The 19,008-nt window shown below is 64.7% G+C and carries 15 protein-coding genes; 13 read left to right on the top strand and 2 right to left on the bottom strand.

Going from position 1 to position 19,008, the window contains the following annotated elements:
• Positions 1–14 precede the first annotated feature (14 nt).
• The 3 genes from HZB49_RS23935 (at position 15) to HZB49_RS23925 (ending at position 3,913) form a co-directional block, all read left to right on the top strand.
• On the top strand, positions 15–1,037 hold the full coding sequence (locus HZB49_RS23935) for an LLM class flavin-dependent oxidoreductase (RefSeq protein WP_291615855.1): 1,023 nt from the start codon (positions 15–17) through the stop codon (positions 1,035–1,037).
• A 41-nt stretch (positions 1,038–1,078) separates the two neighbouring features.
• Entirely contained in the window at positions 1,079–1,831 is a 753-nt protein-coding gene (locus tag HZB49_RS23930; protein ID WP_291615853.1) for a TetR/AcrR family transcriptional regulator, read from the top strand.
• A gap of 123 nt (positions 1,832–1,954) precedes the next feature.
• The gene (locus HZB49_RS23925; RefSeq protein WP_291615851.1) at positions 1,955–3,913 is read left to right on the top strand and encodes an AMP-binding protein; all 1,959 of its coding nucleotides are present in this window, start codon (positions 1,955–1,957) and stop codon (positions 3,911–3,913) included.
• Here HZB49_RS23925 and HZB49_RS23920 read toward each other — a convergent pair.
• Entirely contained in the window at positions 3,910–4,719 is an 810-nt protein-coding gene (locus HZB49_RS23920) for an enoyl-CoA hydratase/isomerase family protein (RefSeq protein ID WP_291615849.1), read from the bottom strand. The two genes, HZB49_RS23925 and HZB49_RS23920, sit on opposite strands and share 4 nt — an antisense overlap.
• Before the next feature lie 121 nt (positions 4,720–4,840).
• Here HZB49_RS23920 and HZB49_RS23915 point away from each other — a divergent pair, with 121 nt between their 5' ends.
• The 3 genes from HZB49_RS23915 (at position 4,841) to HZB49_RS23905 (ending at position 10,133) form a co-directional block, all read left to right on the top strand.
• Positions 4,841–6,382: a class I adenylate-forming enzyme family protein gene (locus tag HZB49_RS23915; protein WP_291615847.1), complete on the top strand. Its 1,542-nt coding sequence runs from the start codon at positions 4,841–4,843 to the stop codon at positions 6,380–6,382.
• Positions 6,383–6,482: 100 nt separating this feature from the next.
• Positions 6,483–8,090, top strand: coding sequence for a carboxyl transferase domain-containing protein (locus tag HZB49_RS23910; RefSeq protein WP_291615845.1), 1,608 nt, complete (start codon positions 6,483–6,485; stop codon positions 8,088–8,090).
• A gap of 15 nt (positions 8,091–8,105) precedes the next feature.
• Entirely contained in the window at positions 8,106–10,133 is a 2,028-nt protein-coding gene (locus HZB49_RS23905; protein ID WP_291615844.1) for a biotin carboxylase N-terminal domain-containing protein, read from the top strand.
• A gap of 15 nt (positions 10,134–10,148) precedes the next feature.
• Here the strand turns inward: HZB49_RS23905 and HZB49_RS23900 are convergent, their stop codons facing one another.
• Positions 10,149–10,778, bottom strand: a complete 630-nt coding sequence (locus HZB49_RS23900) for a TetR/AcrR family transcriptional regulator (protein ID WP_291615842.1) — start codon at positions 10,776–10,778, stop codon at positions 10,149–10,151.
• A 238-nt stretch (positions 10,779–11,016) separates the two neighbouring features.
• Here HZB49_RS23900 and HZB49_RS23895 point away from each other — a divergent pair, with 238 nt between their 5' ends.
• The 7 genes from HZB49_RS23895 to HZB49_RS23865 are packed head-to-tail and all read left to right on the top strand — an operon-like array spanning position 11,017 to position 19,006.
• Complete coding sequence (locus tag HZB49_RS23895) at positions 11,017–12,321, top strand: FAD-dependent oxidoreductase (RefSeq protein ID WP_291615840.1); 1,305 nt, start codon at positions 11,017–11,019, stop codon at positions 12,319–12,321.
• Between the two features lie 11 nt (positions 12,322–12,332).
• A complete protein-coding gene (locus tag HZB49_RS23890) occupies positions 12,333–13,181 on the top strand; it encodes an ABC transporter ATP-binding protein (RefSeq protein ID WP_291615838.1) in 849 nt (282 codons plus the stop codon).
• Positions 13,178–13,969: an ABC transporter ATP-binding protein gene (locus tag HZB49_RS23885; RefSeq protein ID WP_291615836.1), complete on the top strand. Its 792-nt coding sequence runs from the start codon at positions 13,178–13,180 to the stop codon at positions 13,967–13,969. The genes HZB49_RS23890 and HZB49_RS23885 overlap by 4 nt, the downstream gene beginning before the upstream one ends.
• Entirely contained in the window at positions 13,969–15,900 is a 1,932-nt protein-coding gene (locus HZB49_RS23880) for an AMP-binding protein (RefSeq protein WP_291615834.1), read from the top strand. The genes HZB49_RS23885 and HZB49_RS23880 overlap by 1 nt, the downstream gene beginning before the upstream one ends.
• Entirely contained in the window at positions 15,900–16,772 is an 873-nt protein-coding gene (locus tag HZB49_RS23875; RefSeq protein ID WP_291615832.1) for a branched-chain amino acid ABC transporter permease, read from the top strand. The genes HZB49_RS23880 and HZB49_RS23875 overlap by 1 nt, the downstream gene beginning before the upstream one ends.
• A 3-nt stretch (positions 16,773–16,775) precedes the next feature.
• Complete coding sequence (locus HZB49_RS23870; RefSeq protein WP_291615829.1) at positions 16,776–17,822, top strand: branched-chain amino acid ABC transporter permease; 1,047 nt, start codon at positions 16,776–16,778, stop codon at positions 17,820–17,822.
• Positions 17,823–17,851: 29 nt separating this feature from the next.
• The gene (locus HZB49_RS23865; protein WP_291615827.1) at positions 17,852–19,006 is read left to right on the top strand and encodes an ABC transporter substrate-binding protein; all 1,155 of its coding nucleotides are present in this window, start codon (positions 17,852–17,854) and stop codon (positions 19,004–19,006) included.
• Positions 19,007–19,008: the final 2 nt, after the last annotated feature.

Below are 19,008 nucleotides of genomic sequence, written 5' to 3'. Positions count from 1 at the left end.
GATCGACCGCGCCCATGAAGAAAATCGGCTTCCTCTCCTTCGGTCACTGGACCGCCTCCCCGCAATCGCAGACGCGCTCGGCTGCCGATACCCTGCTGCAGTCGATCGATCTCGCGGTGGCCGCCGAGCAATTGGGCGCGGACGGGGCGTATTTCCGGGTGCACCACTTCGCCCGCCAGCTTGCCTCGCCCTTTCCGCTGCTGGCGGCGGTGGGAGCGAAAACCAGCCGCATCGAGATCGGCACGGCCGTCATCGACATGCGCTACGAGAACCCGCTCTACATGGTCGAGGACGCGGGCGCCGCCGACCTGATTGCCGGCGGACGGCTTCAGCTCGGCATCAGCAGGGGATCGCCGGAACAGGTGATCGACGGCTGGCGCCATTTCGGCTACCGGCCGGCCGAAGGCGAGAGCGATGCCGACATGGGGCGGCGTCACGCGGCGGTCTTCCTCGACCTGTTGCGCGGCCAGGGCTTCGCGCCGCCAAATCCGCGGCCGATGTTTCAAAACCCGCCCGGCCTGCTCCGTCTCGAGCCCCACTCGGAGGGCCTGCGGGAACGCATCTGGTGGGGCGCCGGCTCGAACGCCACGGCGGTCTGGGCAGCACGGCTCGGCATGAACCTGCAGAGTTCAACCCTCAAGACCGACGAGACCGGAGAGGCTTTCCACCTGCAGCAGGCCGCCCAGATCCGCGCCTATCGCGCGGCCTGGAAGGAGGCCGGCCATGCGCGCGAGCCCCGCGTCTCGGTCAGCCGCAGCATCATCGCACTGATGGACGACCGCGACCGCGCCTATTTCGGCCATGAAGGCGAAGGCGAGGACCAGATCGGATTCATCGACGAGCGGACGCGGTCGATTTTCGGGCGTACCTATGCGGCCGAGCCGGATGCACTGGTCGAACAGCTCAGGGCGGACGAGGCGATCGCCGAAGCCGACACGCTGCTGCTCACCGTTCCCAATCAACTCGGCGTCGCGTACAACGCGCATGTGATCGAAGCGATTCTTACCCACGTCGCCCCCGCGCTCGGGTGGCGCTGAATTTCAGGGAATATCCGGGCGAGATGGGAACGGCAGGGTCATTGCAGCGCAGGGGTGACCGGTCCCGCGATGGATCGGCCAAGCCCCGACTCAAGCCCAAGTCCGGGTTCAAGTCCAAGCTCAAGTCCGGGCTCAAGTCCAAGCCCAGGCCGGCCCGCGTGCCGGCCGCGCGCGCGAAGAGCGCGCCCGCCAGCGGGGCCGCCGCCAAGCCGAAGTCCGAACGGTCGCGCGACCTCATCCTGCGCTCGGCGGCACAATTGTTTCGTCACCAGGGATTTTCCGCCACGACACTGCGCCAGATCGCGGCGCGGGCGAAGATCAAGGCCGGCAGCATCTATTACCACTTCCATTCCAAGGAGGAGATCCTCGACGAGGTGCTGGACCGTGGCCTGCGTCACGTCTTCGAGACCGTGAAGCACGCGGTCGAGCGCGCCGGCAAGGCATCGCACCGGCACCGAATCGGCCTCGCCATCGAGGCCCACCTCGTCGCGCTGCTCGAGACCAGCGATTTCACCTCGGCCAACATCCGCATCTACGGCCAATTGCCGGAACATCTCAAGAAACCGCACCGGCCGCTGCGGCGGGCCTACGCTGCGTACTGGGACAGGCTGTTCCGCAATGCCCGGCGCGCCGGCGAAATTCGCGCCGACATGGAGATCGTGCCGTTGCGCATGTTCGTCATTGGATCGCTGAACTGGACGATCGAGTGGTTCCGGCTCGACAACAGGCAAGCCGTGCTCGAACTGGCGCGCCGCACCGAGATGCTGATCTTCGAAGGCGTCCGCAAGCCCTGAGCGCTCCCGCCCGCCAAGGAGCTTTCGCTTGTCGCCGATGGCATTTCCTCAAATTCTAACATCTGTTAGAATACAGCCCATGCCGCCGACACGGGAATCCGGGCGCGGGCGAGGAGGAACATCATGTCGTATCTCTGGACCCCGCCGGCAGAACTCGTCGACAACAGCAACCTGACCGCATTTCTCCGCGCCACCGGACAGGCGGACTATGATGCCCTGGCCGCCAGGGCCGATGCCGATCCGGCTTGGCTCATGGAAGAAGTATTCCGCTTCTGCGGCGTCCGCTTCTATCGCCCCTACGAGAAGATGCTGGATCTTTCGCGGGGGCAGCCCTGGGCCCGCTGGTGCGTCGGCGGCACCACGAACATCGTGCTCAACTGCCTCGACAAGCACCGCGGTACTGCGATTTGGGATCGTCCCTTCCTAGTCTGGGAGGGAGAGGACAAGCGCGAGCGGCGGCAATTGACCTATGGCGAATTCGCTGCGGGCGTCGGCGCGCTGGCCAGTGGCTTGCGCCGTCTCGGCATCGGCAAGGGCGACGTCGTCGCGATCTACATGCCGAACCTGCCGGAAACCTTCATGGCGTTCTTTGCCATCCTGAAAATCGGCGCCATCGCCATGCCGTTGTTCTCCGGCTTCGGTCCGAGCCCGATCCTAGCGCGGCTCAATCACGGAGAAGCCAAGGCGGTGATCACCGCAAACGGCACGTGGCGCCGCGGCATTGCGGCGCCACTGAAGCCGGTTCTCGACGAGGCGCTCGAAAGCGCGCCCGGCGTCCGGCACGTTGTCGTCGTCGACCGGGGCGGCCTGGACATCGAGACGCCGATGCGACCAGGCCGGGATCACTGGTGGCACGACATCGCGCAGGACGGCGCGGATGTTCCGACCGAAGAAATGGCGGCCGAGGATCCGGCCATCCTCCTCTATACGTCCGGGACGACGGGAGAGCCCAAGGGCTGCGTGTGGACGCATGTCAGTTTCATCGGCTCGATGGTCACGCGCGACGTGATCATCTGCGGCGACTTCAAGCCGTCGGACCTGTTCTTCTTCTTCAGCGACATGGGATGGATGGTCGGCGCGATGTGCGCCTGCATCCCGAGCTTCGCCGGCGGAAGGCTGCTGGTCGCGGAAGGCACCCCGGACTATCCCGACACCGGCCGCTTCTGGCGGCTGATCGCCGAGCACCGGGTGACTTACCTCGGCGTATCGCCGACCATCGTGCGCGGCATGATGCGCTATGGCGCGGAGGTCGAGAACTACGACCTTTCGAGCCTGCGGATAACGACGTCCGGCGGCGAAGCCTGGACCGAGACGCCATGGCGATGGTTCTTCGAGCACGTCTGCAAGTCGAAGATCCCCATCATCAACATTTCCGGCGGCACCGAAGTCGGCGGCTGCATTTTCACCGGCACCGCGAACCACCCGATGAACCCGTGCGCGTTTTCCCGGCCGGCGCTCGGCGTTGGAGCCGCCATCGTGGACCTCGCGGGAAACCGCGTCGGCGACGGGGAGGTCGGCGAGCTCGTCCTGCGTCACGCATCCATCGGCATGACCAAGAGCCTCTGGAAGGCCGATCAGCGCTATCTGGAGAGTTACTGGAACACGATTCCCGGCATCTGGGTGCACGGGGATTTCGCCATGCGCGGGCGCGACGGCCTCTACTACATTCTTGGCCGCTCCGACGACACCATCAAGATATCGGGCAAACGCGTCGGTCCGGCGGAACTGGAAGGCGTGCTGACGGCCACCGGCAAGGTCGCCGAAGCCGCGGTCTTCAGCATCCCTCACCCCGTGAAAGGCTCGGCGATCGTGTGCGCCTGCGTGCCGATGGCCGGGACGCAGGATCCCGCTGCGCTTTCGGAAGAGCTGTCCCGGGCGCTGGTGCACGGAATGGGCGCGTCCTATCGCCCCGACAAGGTCCTGCTGGTCGATGACCTGCCGAGGACGCGCAACATGAAGATCATGAGGCGCGTGCTCCGCGCCGTCTACGAGAACCGCGATCCAGGCGACCTGTCGGCGCTCGCCAACCCCGAAGCGATCGATCAGTTCCGGAAACGACTCGGCACTTCCAAATCAGCCTAGATCGGACAATCGCGGGGGAACGACGGCTTGCGCTTCTCCAGGTGAGATGCGAGTCCTTCGCGCGCCTCATTGCCGGCGAAGCCCAGGATTTCCAGGGCCGTCGACGTATCGAACAACGGCCCATTGACGCGAAGCCAGTTGTTCAACGCGTACTTGGTCCACCGGATCGCGCTCTGGGCGCCGGTGGCCAGATCCTGAGCGGTTTCGAGCGCAATCTTCTGCAGCTCGGCGTCCTCCACGCAAAGCGAGACCAGTCCGATGCGCTCGGCCTCCTCGCCCGACAGCGGCTTGCAGGTCAACAGGTAGTACTTGGCTTTGGCCAGGCCGCACAGCAGAGGCCAGATGATGCAGGCGACATCGCCTGCCGCGACGCCGAGGCGCGTATGACCGTCGACGATTCGCGCCGACTTCCCGCATATCGACACGTCGGCGAGGATGCCGACGACGAGGCCGGCGCCGACCGCAACGCCGTTGATCGCGGAGATGATCGGCTTGTTGCAGTTGATGACGTTGTAGACGAGGTCCTTGGCCTCCTTCCATGTCGCCATGCGGGCGGCCGGATTGTCGAGCAGGCCCTTGATCAGCTCGAAATCTCCGCCGGCCGAGAACGCCTTTCCTGCTCCCGTCACGATCACGGCGTTGATGTCCGGGTCGTTGTCGATGTCGCGCCAGATGTGGGTGAGCTGGGTATGGGTTTGGGCGTCCACGGAGTTGTAGGTCTCGGGACGATCGAAGGTGATCCGCAATATCCGTTCGGAAGGGTAGTCGAGCTTCAGTCGCGTGTAGGCGGCGTATCGATCGGACATGCGCATGCTCCTGTTGCCAGCGCTATCAATTCTTTCTAACAGATGTTAGATTTCGCGGGCCGCCGGCGCAAGCGCCGCGTTGGAACGAGATTGTCCCAAGACAACGTTCGAGGAAACGTCGATGTCATCCGGGTTCGACGCACAAATCGGCGCTGCGTGCGGAATCGGCACGGTGGGCGCCCTGTTCAGCGCCTGCGCCGAACTTCACGCCCGCCGCGTCGCAGTCGAATACCGCGGCAGCTCGATAACCTATGGCGAACTGCTCGACCGCGTGAAGCGGCTGACCGCCGTGCTCGCCGCCCGGGGACTGAAACGGGGCGATCGCGTCGGGATTCTGTCGCGGAATCGTCCCGAATATCTCGAGGTGGAGCTCGCGGCGGCCAATCTGGGCGTCATCACGGCGTGCCTGAACTGGCGACTGTCCGAACGAGAACTCGCCTATTGCATCGAACTGGTTTCGCCCACGCTGCTGATCGTCGAGGCCGACCTGACGTCCGGCGTTCCGGCGGAGAGCAGGACATGTCCGGTTCTGGAGATCGGACCGCACTACGAGGCAGAGCTCGCGCGGCAGCCTGCGCGTGCGCCGTCGCCCACGGCGGAGCCGGAAGACGGGCTTGTCATCCTCTACACCAGCGGGACGACCGGCCTGCCGAAAGGCGCCGTCATCTCCCACCGCGCCATGGTAATGCGGGCGCTGGTCTTTACGTCCGAGCTTGGAATTACTCCGCACGAGAGCTTCGTCGCGTGGGCGCCGCTCTTCCACATGGCTTCGACCGACCACGCGCTCGCCACCCTGTTGCGCGGCGGCACGGTCGTCGTGGTGGACGGTTTTCAGGTTGAACCATTGCTGAAGGCAGTGTCGGAGCATGAGATCGGCTGGCTTGTCCTGATACCGGGCATGGTCGAGGCTTTCACCGAGGGGCTGAAGGCGCAGCGCGTCAAGGCCAGGGGAGTACGGGTTTGCGGCGCCATGGCGGACCTCGTGCCACCGCATTCCATCGCCGCGGTCACCGAACTCCTGCAGGCGCCCTATCTCAACAGCTTCGGCTCGACCGAGACGGGCCTGCCTCCTGCGACGAGGGCCCTGATCGCACCCGGCGAACTCCCGAACCGCCTGTCCAAGCGACAAAATGCGTTTTGCGAGATCAAGCTGGTCGATTCCTCCGACAACGAGGTCGCACCCGGCGGGCCCGGAGAATTGGCGATCCGCGGGCCGACCCTCTTCTCCGGCTACTGGAAGGCCCGGGAAACCAACGCGTACGACTTCCGGGGCGGCTGGTTTCACATGGGCGACGTCTTCCGGCGCAATGAGGACGGCTCGCTCGATTTCGTCGATCGGGCCAAGTACATGATCAAGTCGGGCGGCGAGAACATCTATCCCGCCGAAATCGAGCGTGTCCTGCTGAGCGACAAGCGGGTCACGGAAGTCGCGGTGGTCCGTGCCGCCGATTCCAGATGGGGCGAGGCGCCGGTCGCCTTCGTCGCGTGCCGCGATGGCACACCGGCGACGGAGGTCGAACTCGCCGACCTCTGCCGCCGCGAGCTTGCCGGCTACAAGCGGCCGCGGGAATTCCGCTTCATCGAATTTGCGGAGTTCCCGCGCTCCACCAGCGGCAAGGTTCAGCGCCACGAGCTGGAACGCCGGCTGAAGACTTCTGCATAAGCGACCCCTGCCGTCACCTTGCAAAAGCGTGTGGCGGATTCTAACATTTGTTAGAATTTCACAGACGGGTCTGCCGTACAGCCCTGTCAGGACCGGTAAAATGGCAGTGATGAATTCGGAAGCCCTCACCTCGGGCACGGAATACGAGGTCAACCGCGGAGCCTATGCCGAGCGGGTGGCCGATCTCAGACGGCGCCGGACCGAGGCTGCCCTGGGCGGGCCCGAACGAGCGCGAACACTCCACAAGGAGCGCGGTCAATTGCTGCCGCGGGAGCGGATCACCGCCCTGATCGATCCCGGATCGCCCTTCCTCGAATTCTGCCCGCTTGCAGGCGAAGGCCTGTACGAGGGCGTGCCGCCCGGCGGCAGTATCATTACCGGCGTCGGCATGATCTCCGGCCGGCCCTGCATGATCATCGCGAACGAGCCGACGGTGAAGGGCGGAACCTATTACGGCATCACCTGCAAGAAGCACGTGCGCGCCCAGCGCTTTGCCTGGCAGCATCGCCTGCCCTGCATCACCATGGTCCAGTCGGGAGGCGCCAATCTGCCCGATCAACCCAACATCTTTCCGGACGAGGGCCAGTTCGGTTCGATCTTCTACAATCAGGTCAGGATGTCGGGCGAAGGCATCCCGCAGATCGCGATCGTCCACGGCCCCTCCACCGCCGGCGGCGCCTACATGCCGGCGCTTTGCGACGAGACCGTCATCATCCGAAACCAGGGCGCGATGTTCCTCGGCGGCCCCCAACTGGTCTATGCGGCGACGCGGGAAAAGGTCGGCGTCGAGGCGCTCGGCGGCGGCGAAATGCACAGCCGCATCAGTGGAGTGACCGACCATCTTGCCGAGAACGACGCCCACGCCATCGCCATTACGCGCGAGATCGTCGCCAATCTCGGCGAGATCCCTCCGCAACGGTGGACGGTTGCGCCGCTCCGCGAACCGCTGTTCGACCAAAGCGAGATTTACGGTCTCGTCAGCGCGGATCCCCGTGTTCCCACCAACAATCGCGAAATCCTGGCGCGGCTGGTCGACGGCAGCGAATTCCACGAGTTCAAGCCGCTCTATGGCGATACGCTGGTGACGGGATTTGCCAGGATCATGGGCTTCGAGATCGGCATTCTCTGCAACAACGGCGTGCTGTTTTCCGAGTGTGCGCTGAAGGCCACGCACTTCATCGATCTCTGTTGCAAGCGCAACATCCCGCTCCTGTTCATGGCCGACGTCACCGGCTTCATGGTCGGCCGCGAGGCCGAAGAAGGCGGCATCACCAAGGACGGGGCGAAGATGATCACGGCAATGGCGAGCGCCAATGTGCCGAAATACACGTTGATCATCGGCAACGCCTACGGTGCGGGATATCTGGCGATGTGCGGGCGCGCATTCCGCCCAAATGCCATGATGATGTGGCCGAACGCCCGCTCGGCGATCATGGGCCCCGATCAGGCCGCAACCACGCTCGCCATGGTCCGGGATGACGTGCACCGGCGCGAAGGCACGAGCTGGACCGACGTCGAGCGCGAGGCCTACATGGCGCCGACCCGGCAGACGTTCGAGCAGTTCGCCAATGCCTACAACTTCGCCCGCAACACATGGTGCGACATGGTGATCGACCCGCTCGAAACCCGCAGCGTGATGGCGCTGCTGCTCGACCTCGCCGGCAGGCTGCCGCAGCAGCATACCGACTTCGGCGTGTTGCGAATGTAGGCGCGGGGTCGAACCATGTTCAGGAAAATACTGATCGCCAACCGCGGCGAGATCGCATGCAGGATCGCCCGCACCTGCCGCCGCCTCGGCATCGCGGTGGCGGGCGTTCATTCCACGGCGGATGCGGACGCGCTGCACGTCAAGACGATCGGCGAGTCCATCGAGATCGGCGGCGCGGCGGCTTCCGAGAGCTATCTGCGGATTGACGCCATCATTGCCGCCGCGAGAGCAGTCGGCGCCGAAGCCATTCATCCGGGTTTCGGCTTCCTGGCCGAGAATGCCGCCTTCGCGCGCGCGGTCGAGGCCGCGGGCCTTGCCTTCATCGGACCCACGGCGGAGACGATCGAGCGCCTCGGCGACAAGGCGTCCGCCAAGCGCGAAGCCGTTGCGACCGGCATTCCCACCATACCCGGCAGCGACACGCCGAGCGAAGACCCCAGGGAGATCGAACGGACGGTCCGCCAGCTCGGACTGCCCGCGATGCTGAAGGCCGCCGCCGGCGGCGGCGGCAAAGGCATGCGGTCCATTACGTCGCTCGAGAGGTTGCAGGAGGGAATCGAATCTGCGATGCGCGAGGCGAAGAACGCCTTCGGAGATGCAGGCCTGATCGTCGAAAAACTGGTGCAGCAGGGCCGGCACATCGAGGTGCAGATCGCCGGCGACGGCAACGGCAACGTCATTCACCTGTTCGAGCGGGAATGTTCGCTGCAGCGCCGTCACCAGAAGCTGATCGAGGAAGCCCCCGCGGCCAACCTTTCTTCGGAACTGCGCGAACGGATGCTGCAAGACGCCGTCCGGCTCGGGCATCGCCTCAATTACCGCGGGGTCGGCACTGTCGAATTCATCGTCAGCGGCGGCGACTACTATTTCCTCGAGGTGAACCCCCGGCTCCAGGTCGAGCATCCCGTGACCGAAATGGTGACCGGCATCGACATCGTGGAAATCATGCTGCGCATCGCCGCGGGCCAGGGCTTTCCGTTTGCGCAAGATGACGTCGTCTGCGCCGGACATGCGGTCGAAGCCCGCATCTGCGCCGAGGATCCGGACCAGGCTTTCATGCCGTGCACCGGCGAGATCGCGTATGCGGGCTTTCCGCCTGACGGCGTCCGTGTCGAAACCGGCATCGAAAGCGGTTCGACCGTCACGCCCTATTACGACCCGATGCTTGCCAAGCTGATCGCCCACGCGGAAACCCGCGATCAGGCGCTCGACCTGCTCGGCCGCGCGCTCAACGAAACGTCGATCCTCGGCGTCACGACCAACCGCGAATTCCTCGTACGCCTGCTCGGCCTGCCCGCAACGCGGGCGGCGACATTTCATACGCGCCTGATCGACGAACAGCTCGACACTCTCCTGCAACGCGCCGATGCAGCGGATCCCGAAGCGCTGGCCCTGGGAGCGTACTTCTGGATGATGCGCCAGCGGCAGCCTTCACCGGACAACCCGTGGCAATCGGTCGGGATGACCGGCTGGCAAATGGGCACTGACGATGAAGGAATGTCGCCGATTCCGGTCTTGCACCTCGAAAGCGCAGGGAACAGCGCCGAGATCCGGTTCGCTCCCTTGAAACCTGACGGCTCAATGCTGGTCGGCGTAAACGACGTCAAAATCCCCGTCCGGCTTGCAGCGCTTCCGGACGACAAGTTCATCGCCAGCATGGGCACGCGCCGCGAAATCGTGCGCATTTGGCGGAAAGACAATGTCATCTTCGTGCGGAACCCGCGCGGTGTCCACACGATGACGGCAATCACCTATTTGAAACATATCAGCGCGGCACCCGAAGCGAGCGGGGAGCTGCGAGCCCCGCTGACGGGCGTCGTGTTGAAGGTTAATGTTGCCCGCGGCGATCGTATCAAGGCGGGCGATGCCGCCATCGTCATGGAGTCGATGAAGATGGAGTTGCGGATTACCAGCAAGGTCGACGGCATCGTCACGGCGGTGCACTTCGACGCCGGCGATACCGTCGATCGCAATGCCGTGGTTGCGGTCATCGAACCCGAATTGACTCGGAAACAGCCGGAACGGGCGACAGGAGCGAGCTGACGCAGGTTCGCCGTTTCAGGCGTGCTGCCTGCGGGACACCGTTCCCTTTGCAGCAGGCGCTGCGAAGCCGTACAGGAACAGGTCGACCACCATGTCGGCAAACTCCTTCGGCTCGATATCGCCCTTGGGGTCGTACCAGGTGTGGCTGAAGTTGAGCATGCCGAACAGCATCATGGTGTAGACCTTCTTCGAGCGCTTGACGATCTTGCCCTCGGTGTCGAGCCGGATCAGCAGGTCCGAGATGGTGTCAACAAGCTGACGCTGCAGGGCCTTCAAGGCCTTCTGCTCGGCTTCGGCGAGGAAGGAAAGATCGTTCAGGATCAGGCGCTGCTCGTTCGAGGAACGCGCGTTCAGCTCGACGATGGCGCGGATCGCGGCGCGGAAGCGATCGAGGCTGGTCGACTGGCGCGCCATCGTGGCTTCGACGTCGGCGATCATCTGGCGGACATGCGCATCGAGGATCGCAAACAGGATCGCTTCCTTGGAATCGAAATAGTGGTAGAGCGCCCCGCGCGAGATCTGGCAGGCCTCCGCCAGGTCCGCGATCGAGGCGCGCATATAGCCCAGCTGCGCAAACAGCGCACAGGCCGCGTTCAGGATGCCGCGCTGGATGTCGTCGTAATGTTCAGAGCGCGTTCGCGCCATGCGAGCCTCTCCTGATCGGTTGCCGCCGCGGCACCCGAATCCCCTGCTGCACCTTCATTATCATACCGCCCCAATCCCGGCCCCGGTTGACCTCCCCGCAACGGGATCGACCCGACCGGCATCGACCTCGAAAAAATTATTTGAACGGCCGGTCGGATTATAATATGATCCCTCTCCGTCAGACAAGCCGGACACGCCGGGACAAACCGGCGGCCGCGCTCTCGGGGAGGAAAACGCTGTGAGCCAGCCACGGGTGGATGCTGTCGTAATCGGTGCCGGCGCCGGCGGGCTTTGTGCCGCGGCGCGGCTGGCCCATGCCGGACTTCATACGCTCGTCGTCGACGACAAGAACCGCATCGGCGGCCGCGCCTCCACCGAGGAAATCGACGGCTTCAAGGTCAATATCGGCGCGATCGCGATCGAATACGGCGGTGTGTTCGAGGAAACCTTTCATACCGTCGGCGCGCCGCTCAATATCCGGGCGCCGGAGCCGGCGAGCTCATTCTTCATCGACGGCAAGCTGGTGGATGTCGGCCGCGGCGGCTGGTCGCTGCTGCTCGGCCAACTGACCAAACAGGCCGCCCGCATCCTGGAAAAATTCGCCGACGCCCGTTCCGGGAACCTGCCGGACGGCCGGCAATCGACCGAGGACTGGCTCAAGGCCTATACCAGCAACGCCACGGTCCATGCGCTGTTCCGCAATCTCTGCGCAGCGATCTTTGCCTGCAATGCCAACGAGCTGCCGGCCCGCGCATTCCTGACCTATTTCACCGGCAAGGGCGCGTTCAAGCGCTTCGGCTTCTGCCCCGAGGGCACGATCGGAGTCTGGAATTCGCTGGCTTCGGTCGTCAGGCGCAATGGCGACATCTGGCTCGCGACGCCTGCGGTGAAGATCCACAGCGCCGGCGGCCGCGTTGAAGGCGTCACCGTGTTGCGCGACGGGCAGGAGTTCAGGATCGATACCGATCTCGTCATCAGCAATGCCGGCCCCAAAGCCACGGTCGCGCTCGGCGGCGAGGCCGCCTTCCCGCCCGCCTATGTCGAACAGGTGCGGCGCGACCTGCGCCCGGCCGCCAACATCGTCATCAACATCGCAACTCGCGAGCCGCTGATCTCCCATCCCGGGATCGTCACCTTCGGCAAGACGCGGCGGCTTTGCAACATGGCCAACCTCTCGGCGAGTTGCCCGGAGCTGGCGCCCCCGGGCTGGAATCTCTACGTCGCCTACGCCGTTCCGGTGCCCGCGCTCGGCGACTTCGATTCCGACGCCGAAGTGGCGCTCGCGCTGGAGGACTTGCGCGAGCAGTTCCCCAATTTCGGCCAGGCGAAAATTCTCTCCATCCGCGTGATGCGCGACGACTGGCCGGCGCAACGAAGCTGCGCCGGTTACGACCTGCCGCGCGAGACCGGCATCGAGGGGCTGTGGTGCGTCGGCGATGCCGTCAAGCAATACGGGAACGGCGGCACGCAGGCCTGCGCCGAGACGGCCAAGCTCGTCACCGACGCGATCCTCAGCCAGCGGCGCGTGCCGCTGGCCGGCTGAGAGTCTTGCCGATGGCGATGACGACGCAAGCGGAGACGGTGGGCAGCCATACCAGGGCGGAGGACGCCCGCCTGCTCGAGTTCCGCAACATCCGCATCGTCTATGACAATGCGATCGAGGCGATTCGCGACGTCAGCATCGCGGTCCCGGAGGGCAGCATCGTCGCGCTGCTCGGCTCCAATGGCGCCGGCAAATCGACGCTGCTCAAGGCGATGTCCGGCATCCTCCATACCGAAGAGGGCGAGGTCGAGAACGGCTCGATCCGCTTCCGCGACCAGGAAGTGCATCGCCTTGCTCCGGACGAACTCGTCCGCCGCGGCATCGTGCAGGTGCCCGAGGGCCGGCGTGTCTTTCCCGCGCTCACCATCGATGAAAACCTGCAGATGGGCGGCTACACGAGGACCAAGGCCGAGGCGCGCGAGCGCCGCGACAAGGTGTTTGCGCTGTTCCCCCGCCTGTTCGAGCGGCGCGACCAGATCGCGGGCTACATGTCCGGAGGCGAACAACAGATGCTCGCCATCGGCCGCGCGCTGATGACCGATCCGGTGCTCCTCGCGCTCGACGAGCCGTCGCTCGGCCTCGCGCCCCTCATCATCGACCGCATCTATGAAGTGATCGTCAGGCTGCGCGACGAAATGAAAATGACGGTGCTGCTGGTGGAGCAGAACGCGCAGCGCGCCCTCGATATCGCCGACTACGGCTATATCCTGGAGACCGGCCGCGTCGTGCTCGACGGCACGGCCAGGAAGCTCGCCGCCAACGAGGACGTGCGGGAGTTCTACCTCGGCGTCTCCTCTTCCGGCCGCAAGAGCCTGCGCGACGTCAAGCATTACAAGCGGCGCAAGAGGTGGCTGTCGTGACCTCCCTCCTCACAGCCGAAAACCTCAGCAAGCGCTTCGGCGGCCTGCAGGCCGTTGCCGACGTCAGCCTGACCGTGACGCCTGGCGAGATCTGCAGCGTGATCGGCCCCAACGGCGCCGGCAAGACTACCCTGTTCAACATGATCTCCGGCGTGCTGCGGCCGAGCGGCGGGCGGATCGTCTTCGACGGCATCGATCTTGCGACCGTGTCGCCCTGGCGCTTTGCCGCGCTCGGGATCGGCCGCACCTTCCAGAACCTTGCGCTGTTCAAGCACGGCACCGTGGTCGAGAACATCCTGACCGGCCGCCACACCCATCTGCGCTCGGGCGTGCTGGACGCCGTGCTGTTCCTCGGCCGCACCAGACGCGAGGAGATCGAGGCGAGGCAGCGGGTCGAGCACATCATCGAGTTTCTCGAGATCGAGCATGTCCGCGACGCCATCGTCGGCACCCTTTCCTATGGCCAGCAAAAGCGCGTGGAGCTCGCGCGCGCACTCGCCTGCGAGCCGAAACTGCTGCTGCTCGACGAGATGGTTTCGGGCATGAACCAGGAGGAAACCGAGGACATCGCCCGCTTCGTGCTGGATATCCGCGACGAGCTCGGCATCACCGTGCTGATGATCGAGCACGAGATGCGGATCGTCATGGATATTTCCGACCGCGTGCACGTGCTGAATTTTGGCCGCAAGATCGCCGAAGGCACGCCCGCCGAAGTGCGGCGCGACCCGGCGGTGACGGAAGCCTATCTCGGCAGCCAGCGCGCCCATCCAGCCAAGGCGAGCGCGTGATGTCCGCCATCGATACCATGCGCACAGCGCAGCCAACGGTCGCGAACCCGGCGAAGGCCGCCCCGGATAGCGGCGCCGCCGCCTTGCGCACGGCCCTGCACAACGCAGCCATCACCATTCCGCAACTGCTGCGCCAGCGCGCGGACATGCATGGCGACGGGCTGGCGCTGCGCGAAAAGGAATTCGGCATCTGGAATCCCTATTCCTGGCGCCACTATTTCGAGACCGCACGGGCCGTTGCGCTGGGGCTGATGTCGCTCGGCATCAAGCCCGGCGACCGCGTCGCTATCGCGGGCGAGAACACGCCGGAATGGTTCTACGCCGATCTCGGCACGCAGATGATCGGCGCCGTCGCGGTCGGGATCTATCCGACCAATCCATGGGTCGAGTTGCAATACATCGTGCGGCACTCCGGCTCGCGCGTCGTCATCACCGGCGATCAGGAGCAGACCGACAAGGTGCTCGATGCTATCAGCCACAATGGCGGCCTGCCGGCGCTGGAAGCCATCGTCTGCATCGACATGAAGGGCCTGCGCCATTATCGCCAGTCGGAGCTGATGTCGTTCGAAAAGCTCTGCGAGCGCGGCCGCGCCTTTGCGCGCGAGAACCCAGATGCTGAGGCGACGCTCGACCGGCTGATTTCGCAAGGCGCTCCCGACGACGTCTGCATCCTCGTCTATACCTCGGGCACCACCGGGCCGCCCAAGGGCGCGATGCTCACCCATCGCAACCTGATCTACGCGGCATGGACCTATGCCGAGACCGTCGGGATATCGGACAAGCCGTTCGAGGCCGTGAGCTATTTGCCGCTTTGCCACGTTGCCGAGCGCTGCTACGGCGCGGTGACGCAGCTCGTGCTCGGCGGCACCGTCAGCTTCGCGGAGTCGATCGACACGGTCGCGCTCAACATCCGCGAGATCGCGCCGACCTTCTTCGTCGGCGTCCCCCGCATCTACGAGAAGCTGCAGCAGGGATTCCTGTTCCGGCTCGGCGAAAGCGGCAGGCTGCGCCAGTGGTTCACCAAGGCTTGCCTCTCCTGGGGCCGGACCCTGTCGGACCGCCGGCAGGACGGCAGCGCCGGGTGGCTCGATTCCCTTGCCTATGCCCTGCTCTACGTCCTGATGTTCCGCAACTTGCAGCGGCATCTCGGCCTTGCCCGCAGCCGGCACCGGCTCTGCGCGGGCGCGTCGATATCCCCGGAGACGCTGCGCTTCTTCGACATCATCGGCCGGCCGGTATCGCAGGGCTATGGACTCACCGAGAGTGGCGGCGTCGCCTTCATCCAGACCGAAAGCCATCACCGCCTCGGCGGCTGCGGCCTGCCGATGCCGCAAACCGAGTGGAAGCAGGACACGGACGGCGAGATCCTGCTGAAGAATCCGGGTGTGTTCAAAGGCTATTTCCTCGACGAGAAGGCCTCCACCGCCTCGCTCGAGCCGGGTGGATGGCTCCGCACCGGCGACATCGTCGAAGTGCTCGACAATGGCGAGATCGCGGTGATCGACCGCAAGAAGGCGATCATCATCACCGCCGGCGGCAAGAACATCGCGCCCTCAGAGATCGAGAACGCGCTGAAGGATAGCGAGTTCATCAAGGAAGCCATCGTGGTCGGCGAGGCCAGGAAGTATCTCGGCGCCATCGTCCAGGTCGATTACGACAATGTCGGCCGCTGGGCCCGCGACAAGGCACTCGCCTACACCAACTACAAGTCCCTGTCGCAACTCCCCGAGGTGCACGAGCTGGTCGAGCGCATCGTGGGCGAGACCAACAAGCGCTTTGCGCGGGTCGAGAACATACGCCGCTTCGCCATCCTCGAGAAGGAACTCGATCACGACGACGGCGAGCTGACGGCTACCCAGAAGGTCCGGCGCGCCATGATCGAGAAGAAGTTCGCGCGGGAGCTATCGATCATCTATCCGGCGGAGGCCTGATGCAGTACCTCACCCAGCTTCTGATCTCCGGCCTCGCCATCGGCGCCATCTACGGCCTGATCGCGATGGGTTTTGCCGTGATCTACAAGTCGACGGGCCTGGTCAATTTCGCCCAGGGCGAGATGACCATGATCGTGGCCTATATCGCCTGGACCATTTCGACGACGATCAGCGGCAACCTGTTCATCGTGGCTGCCGGCGCCATCATCTCCGCGATCGTGCTCGGCCTCGTCATCGAGCGGGTGGTGATGCGGCCGATGCTGGGCGAACCGGTATTCGCCACGGTGATGGTGACCATCGGATTGGCAGTCATCCTGCGTTCTTCCATCAACTTCATCTGGGACGCCTATCCGCACGGGCTCGACGTCGGCTTCGGGCGCGATATCGTCCGCGTCGGCAACATCGGCGTCCGCACCGGGCAGATTGCCGTCATCGCCACCCTGCTGGTGCTGCTGGCCGCCATCTGGGCGTTCTTCCGTTACAGCAAGTTCGGCGTCGCCATGCGCGCGGTCGCAGCCGACGACCGCACCGCGCTGTTGATGGGGATCAGTGCGCCGCGCGTTCACGCCGCGGCCTGGGCGGCTTCTTCCGTCATTGCCGGTATCGCCGGCGTTTTCTTCGCCATCACCTACGACCTGTCGCCGGCGATGTTCCAGCTTGGCCTGAAGGCGTTTCCGGCCACGATTCTCGGCGGGCTCGACGCCGTGCTCGGGTCGGGCATCGGCGGATTGCTGATCGGCATCACGGAAAATCTCGCCGGCGGCTATTTCGGCTCCGGAATGAAGGAAGTGGCGGGCTTCCTGATGATCATCGTCGTGCTGATGGTCCGTCCGTTCGGCCTTTTCGGCGAACGCGACATCGAAAGGGTCTAGGCGATGCGCACCGGCGACTACAAGCAAACCTATGGCGAACTCACGGCTCTCGTCGATTCACCGCCGGTCTGGCTGTGGTCGGTCGTACTGGTCGCCGCCCTGATCGCCGCGCCCTATGCGATGAACGCCTATGCGCTCTCCTTCGTGACGATCATCCTGATCACGGTGGTCGGCACGCTCGGCCTCAACATCCTGACCGGCTATACCGGGTTGATCTCGCTCGGCCATGTCGGCTTCCTCGTCACCGGCGCCTATGCCTATGCCGTGCTGGTGTCCAAATATCAGATGCACCCGCTCGTCGGCTTCCTCGGCGCCGGTCTGGTGCCGGCCGCTGCAAGTCTGATCGTCGGCGCGCCGTCGCTGCGGCTGAAGGGTCTGTATCTTGCCATCACCACGCTGGCGTTCTCCTTCATCATCAATACGGTGATCCTGGAAGCCCGCACGCTCACCAACGGCGCCCGCGGCATCGCCGTGCAGCGCCCGGAGATTTTCGGCATCAGCTTCGACAGCGACGCGGCCTTCACCTGGCTCTGCCTCGGCTTTGCCATCGCCACGCTGTTCGCCACCCTCAACATCCGCCGCAGCCGGGTCGGCCGCGCCTTTGTCGCAATCCGCGACAACGACACCGCCGCGCGCGTCATGGGTATCAATCTGCACGCCTACAAGCTGCTCGCCTTCGTTACCTCCGCCTTCATCACCGGCATCTCGGGCGCGCTCTACGGCATCTATTTGTCGTTCGTCAGCGTCGAAGGCTTTCCCTTCCTGCTCTCGATCGAGGCGCTGGCGATCCTGATCGTCGGCGGGCTCGGTTCGGCGCTCGGCGCCGTGCTCGGCACCGTCTTCATCGTGCTGCTGCCGGAAGTCGCGCGCCTCGTCTTCAGCCTGTTCAGCGCCCAGATGGACGCGCTGTTCTCCACCGGCGCGCAGGAGCTGAAGAGCATGCTCTACGGCCTCGTCATCATCCTGTTCCTGCGCTTCCAGCCGCGCGGGCTGGTCGGCGTCTGGCACGATTTGAGGCGGACATGGGTGCACTGGCCGCTGCGTTACTGACCAAGGCAACAACACAAAGGGAGGTAGGAATGAGGAAGTATCTGGCGACCGCATCGCTGCTCGCAACCGTTCTGTTCGCCGGCGGGCCTGCTCTCGCCCAGCAAGGCATCACCGACACCGAAATCGTGATCGGCGACGTCGAGCCGCTCACCGGCCCCCCGGCGCTGCTCGGCGTCGCCGCCTCGATCGGCCACAAGATCGCGATTGCGGAGGCCAACAACGCCGGCGGCATCAACGGCCGCAAGATCAAGTATGTGCTGGAAGACGACGGCTACGTCACCGCGCGCACAATCCAGGGCGTCAAGAAGGTCATCGAGGTCGACAAGGCCTTTGCCATGCTCGGCATTTCCGGCTCCGGCCAGTCCATTGCGGTCATGCCGGTGCTGGAGAAGGCCGGCATCCCCACGGTGATCGACGTGGCGCCGGTGAAATTCCTCTGGGAGCCGCCGCGCAAGAACGTGTTCGTGGTCGGCCAGTCCTATGAGGAAGGCATCATCCACCTCGTCAAATACCTCGCCGACAAGAACCCCGGAAAGAAATGGGGCCTGATCACGCAGGACGACGATTACGGCATCACCGTGCGCGATGGCTTCGACAGCGTCGTCAAGGCGAAGAAATTGAACGTCGTCTACAGCGGCAACTACAAGAAGGGCCAGCAGGACTTCTCGTCCGACATGCTGCAGCTGAAGGATTCCGGCGCGGAAGTCTTCCTGGCCGGCGGCATCATCTCGGAGAACATCGCGATGATGAAGGAGTTGGAGAAGCTCAACGTCAAGCCGGTGACCGGCATCTTCTGGCCCGGCCGCGTCGAGCCGGTGCTGAAGCTGATGGGCCCGGCCGGCAACGGCATCTATGCCGTCGACTACGTCGAGCCGTTCGCAGGCGAAGCCGGCAAGGCATTCCTGGAAAAGGCGAAGCCGCTGGTGTCGGAAGCCGAGTTCAAGGGCATCAACCGCTACACCATGACCGGCTATGCCGCCGCCAAGGTGCTGATCTCGGCGATCGAGCGTTGCGGCAAGCAGCCGACCTGGGCCTGCACCATCGCGGAACTGGAGAAGACCAAGAACGTCGCAACCGGCGTGATGGCGCCGATCAGCTTCGGTCCGGGCGTGCGCTTCTCGAACCAGAAGCTGCAGATCATGCAGGCCGATACAGCGACGATCAGCTTCAAGCCGGTGAACTGAGG

It is taken from the genome of Bradyrhizobium sp. (genome assembly GCF_016219575.1).
Taxonomy (GTDB): Bacteria; Pseudomonadota; Alphaproteobacteria; order Rhizobiales; family Xanthobacteraceae; genus Bradyrhizobium.
Note: the sequence above shows the minus strand (reverse complement) of the source record. Positions and strands in the feature narration are given on the sequence as shown.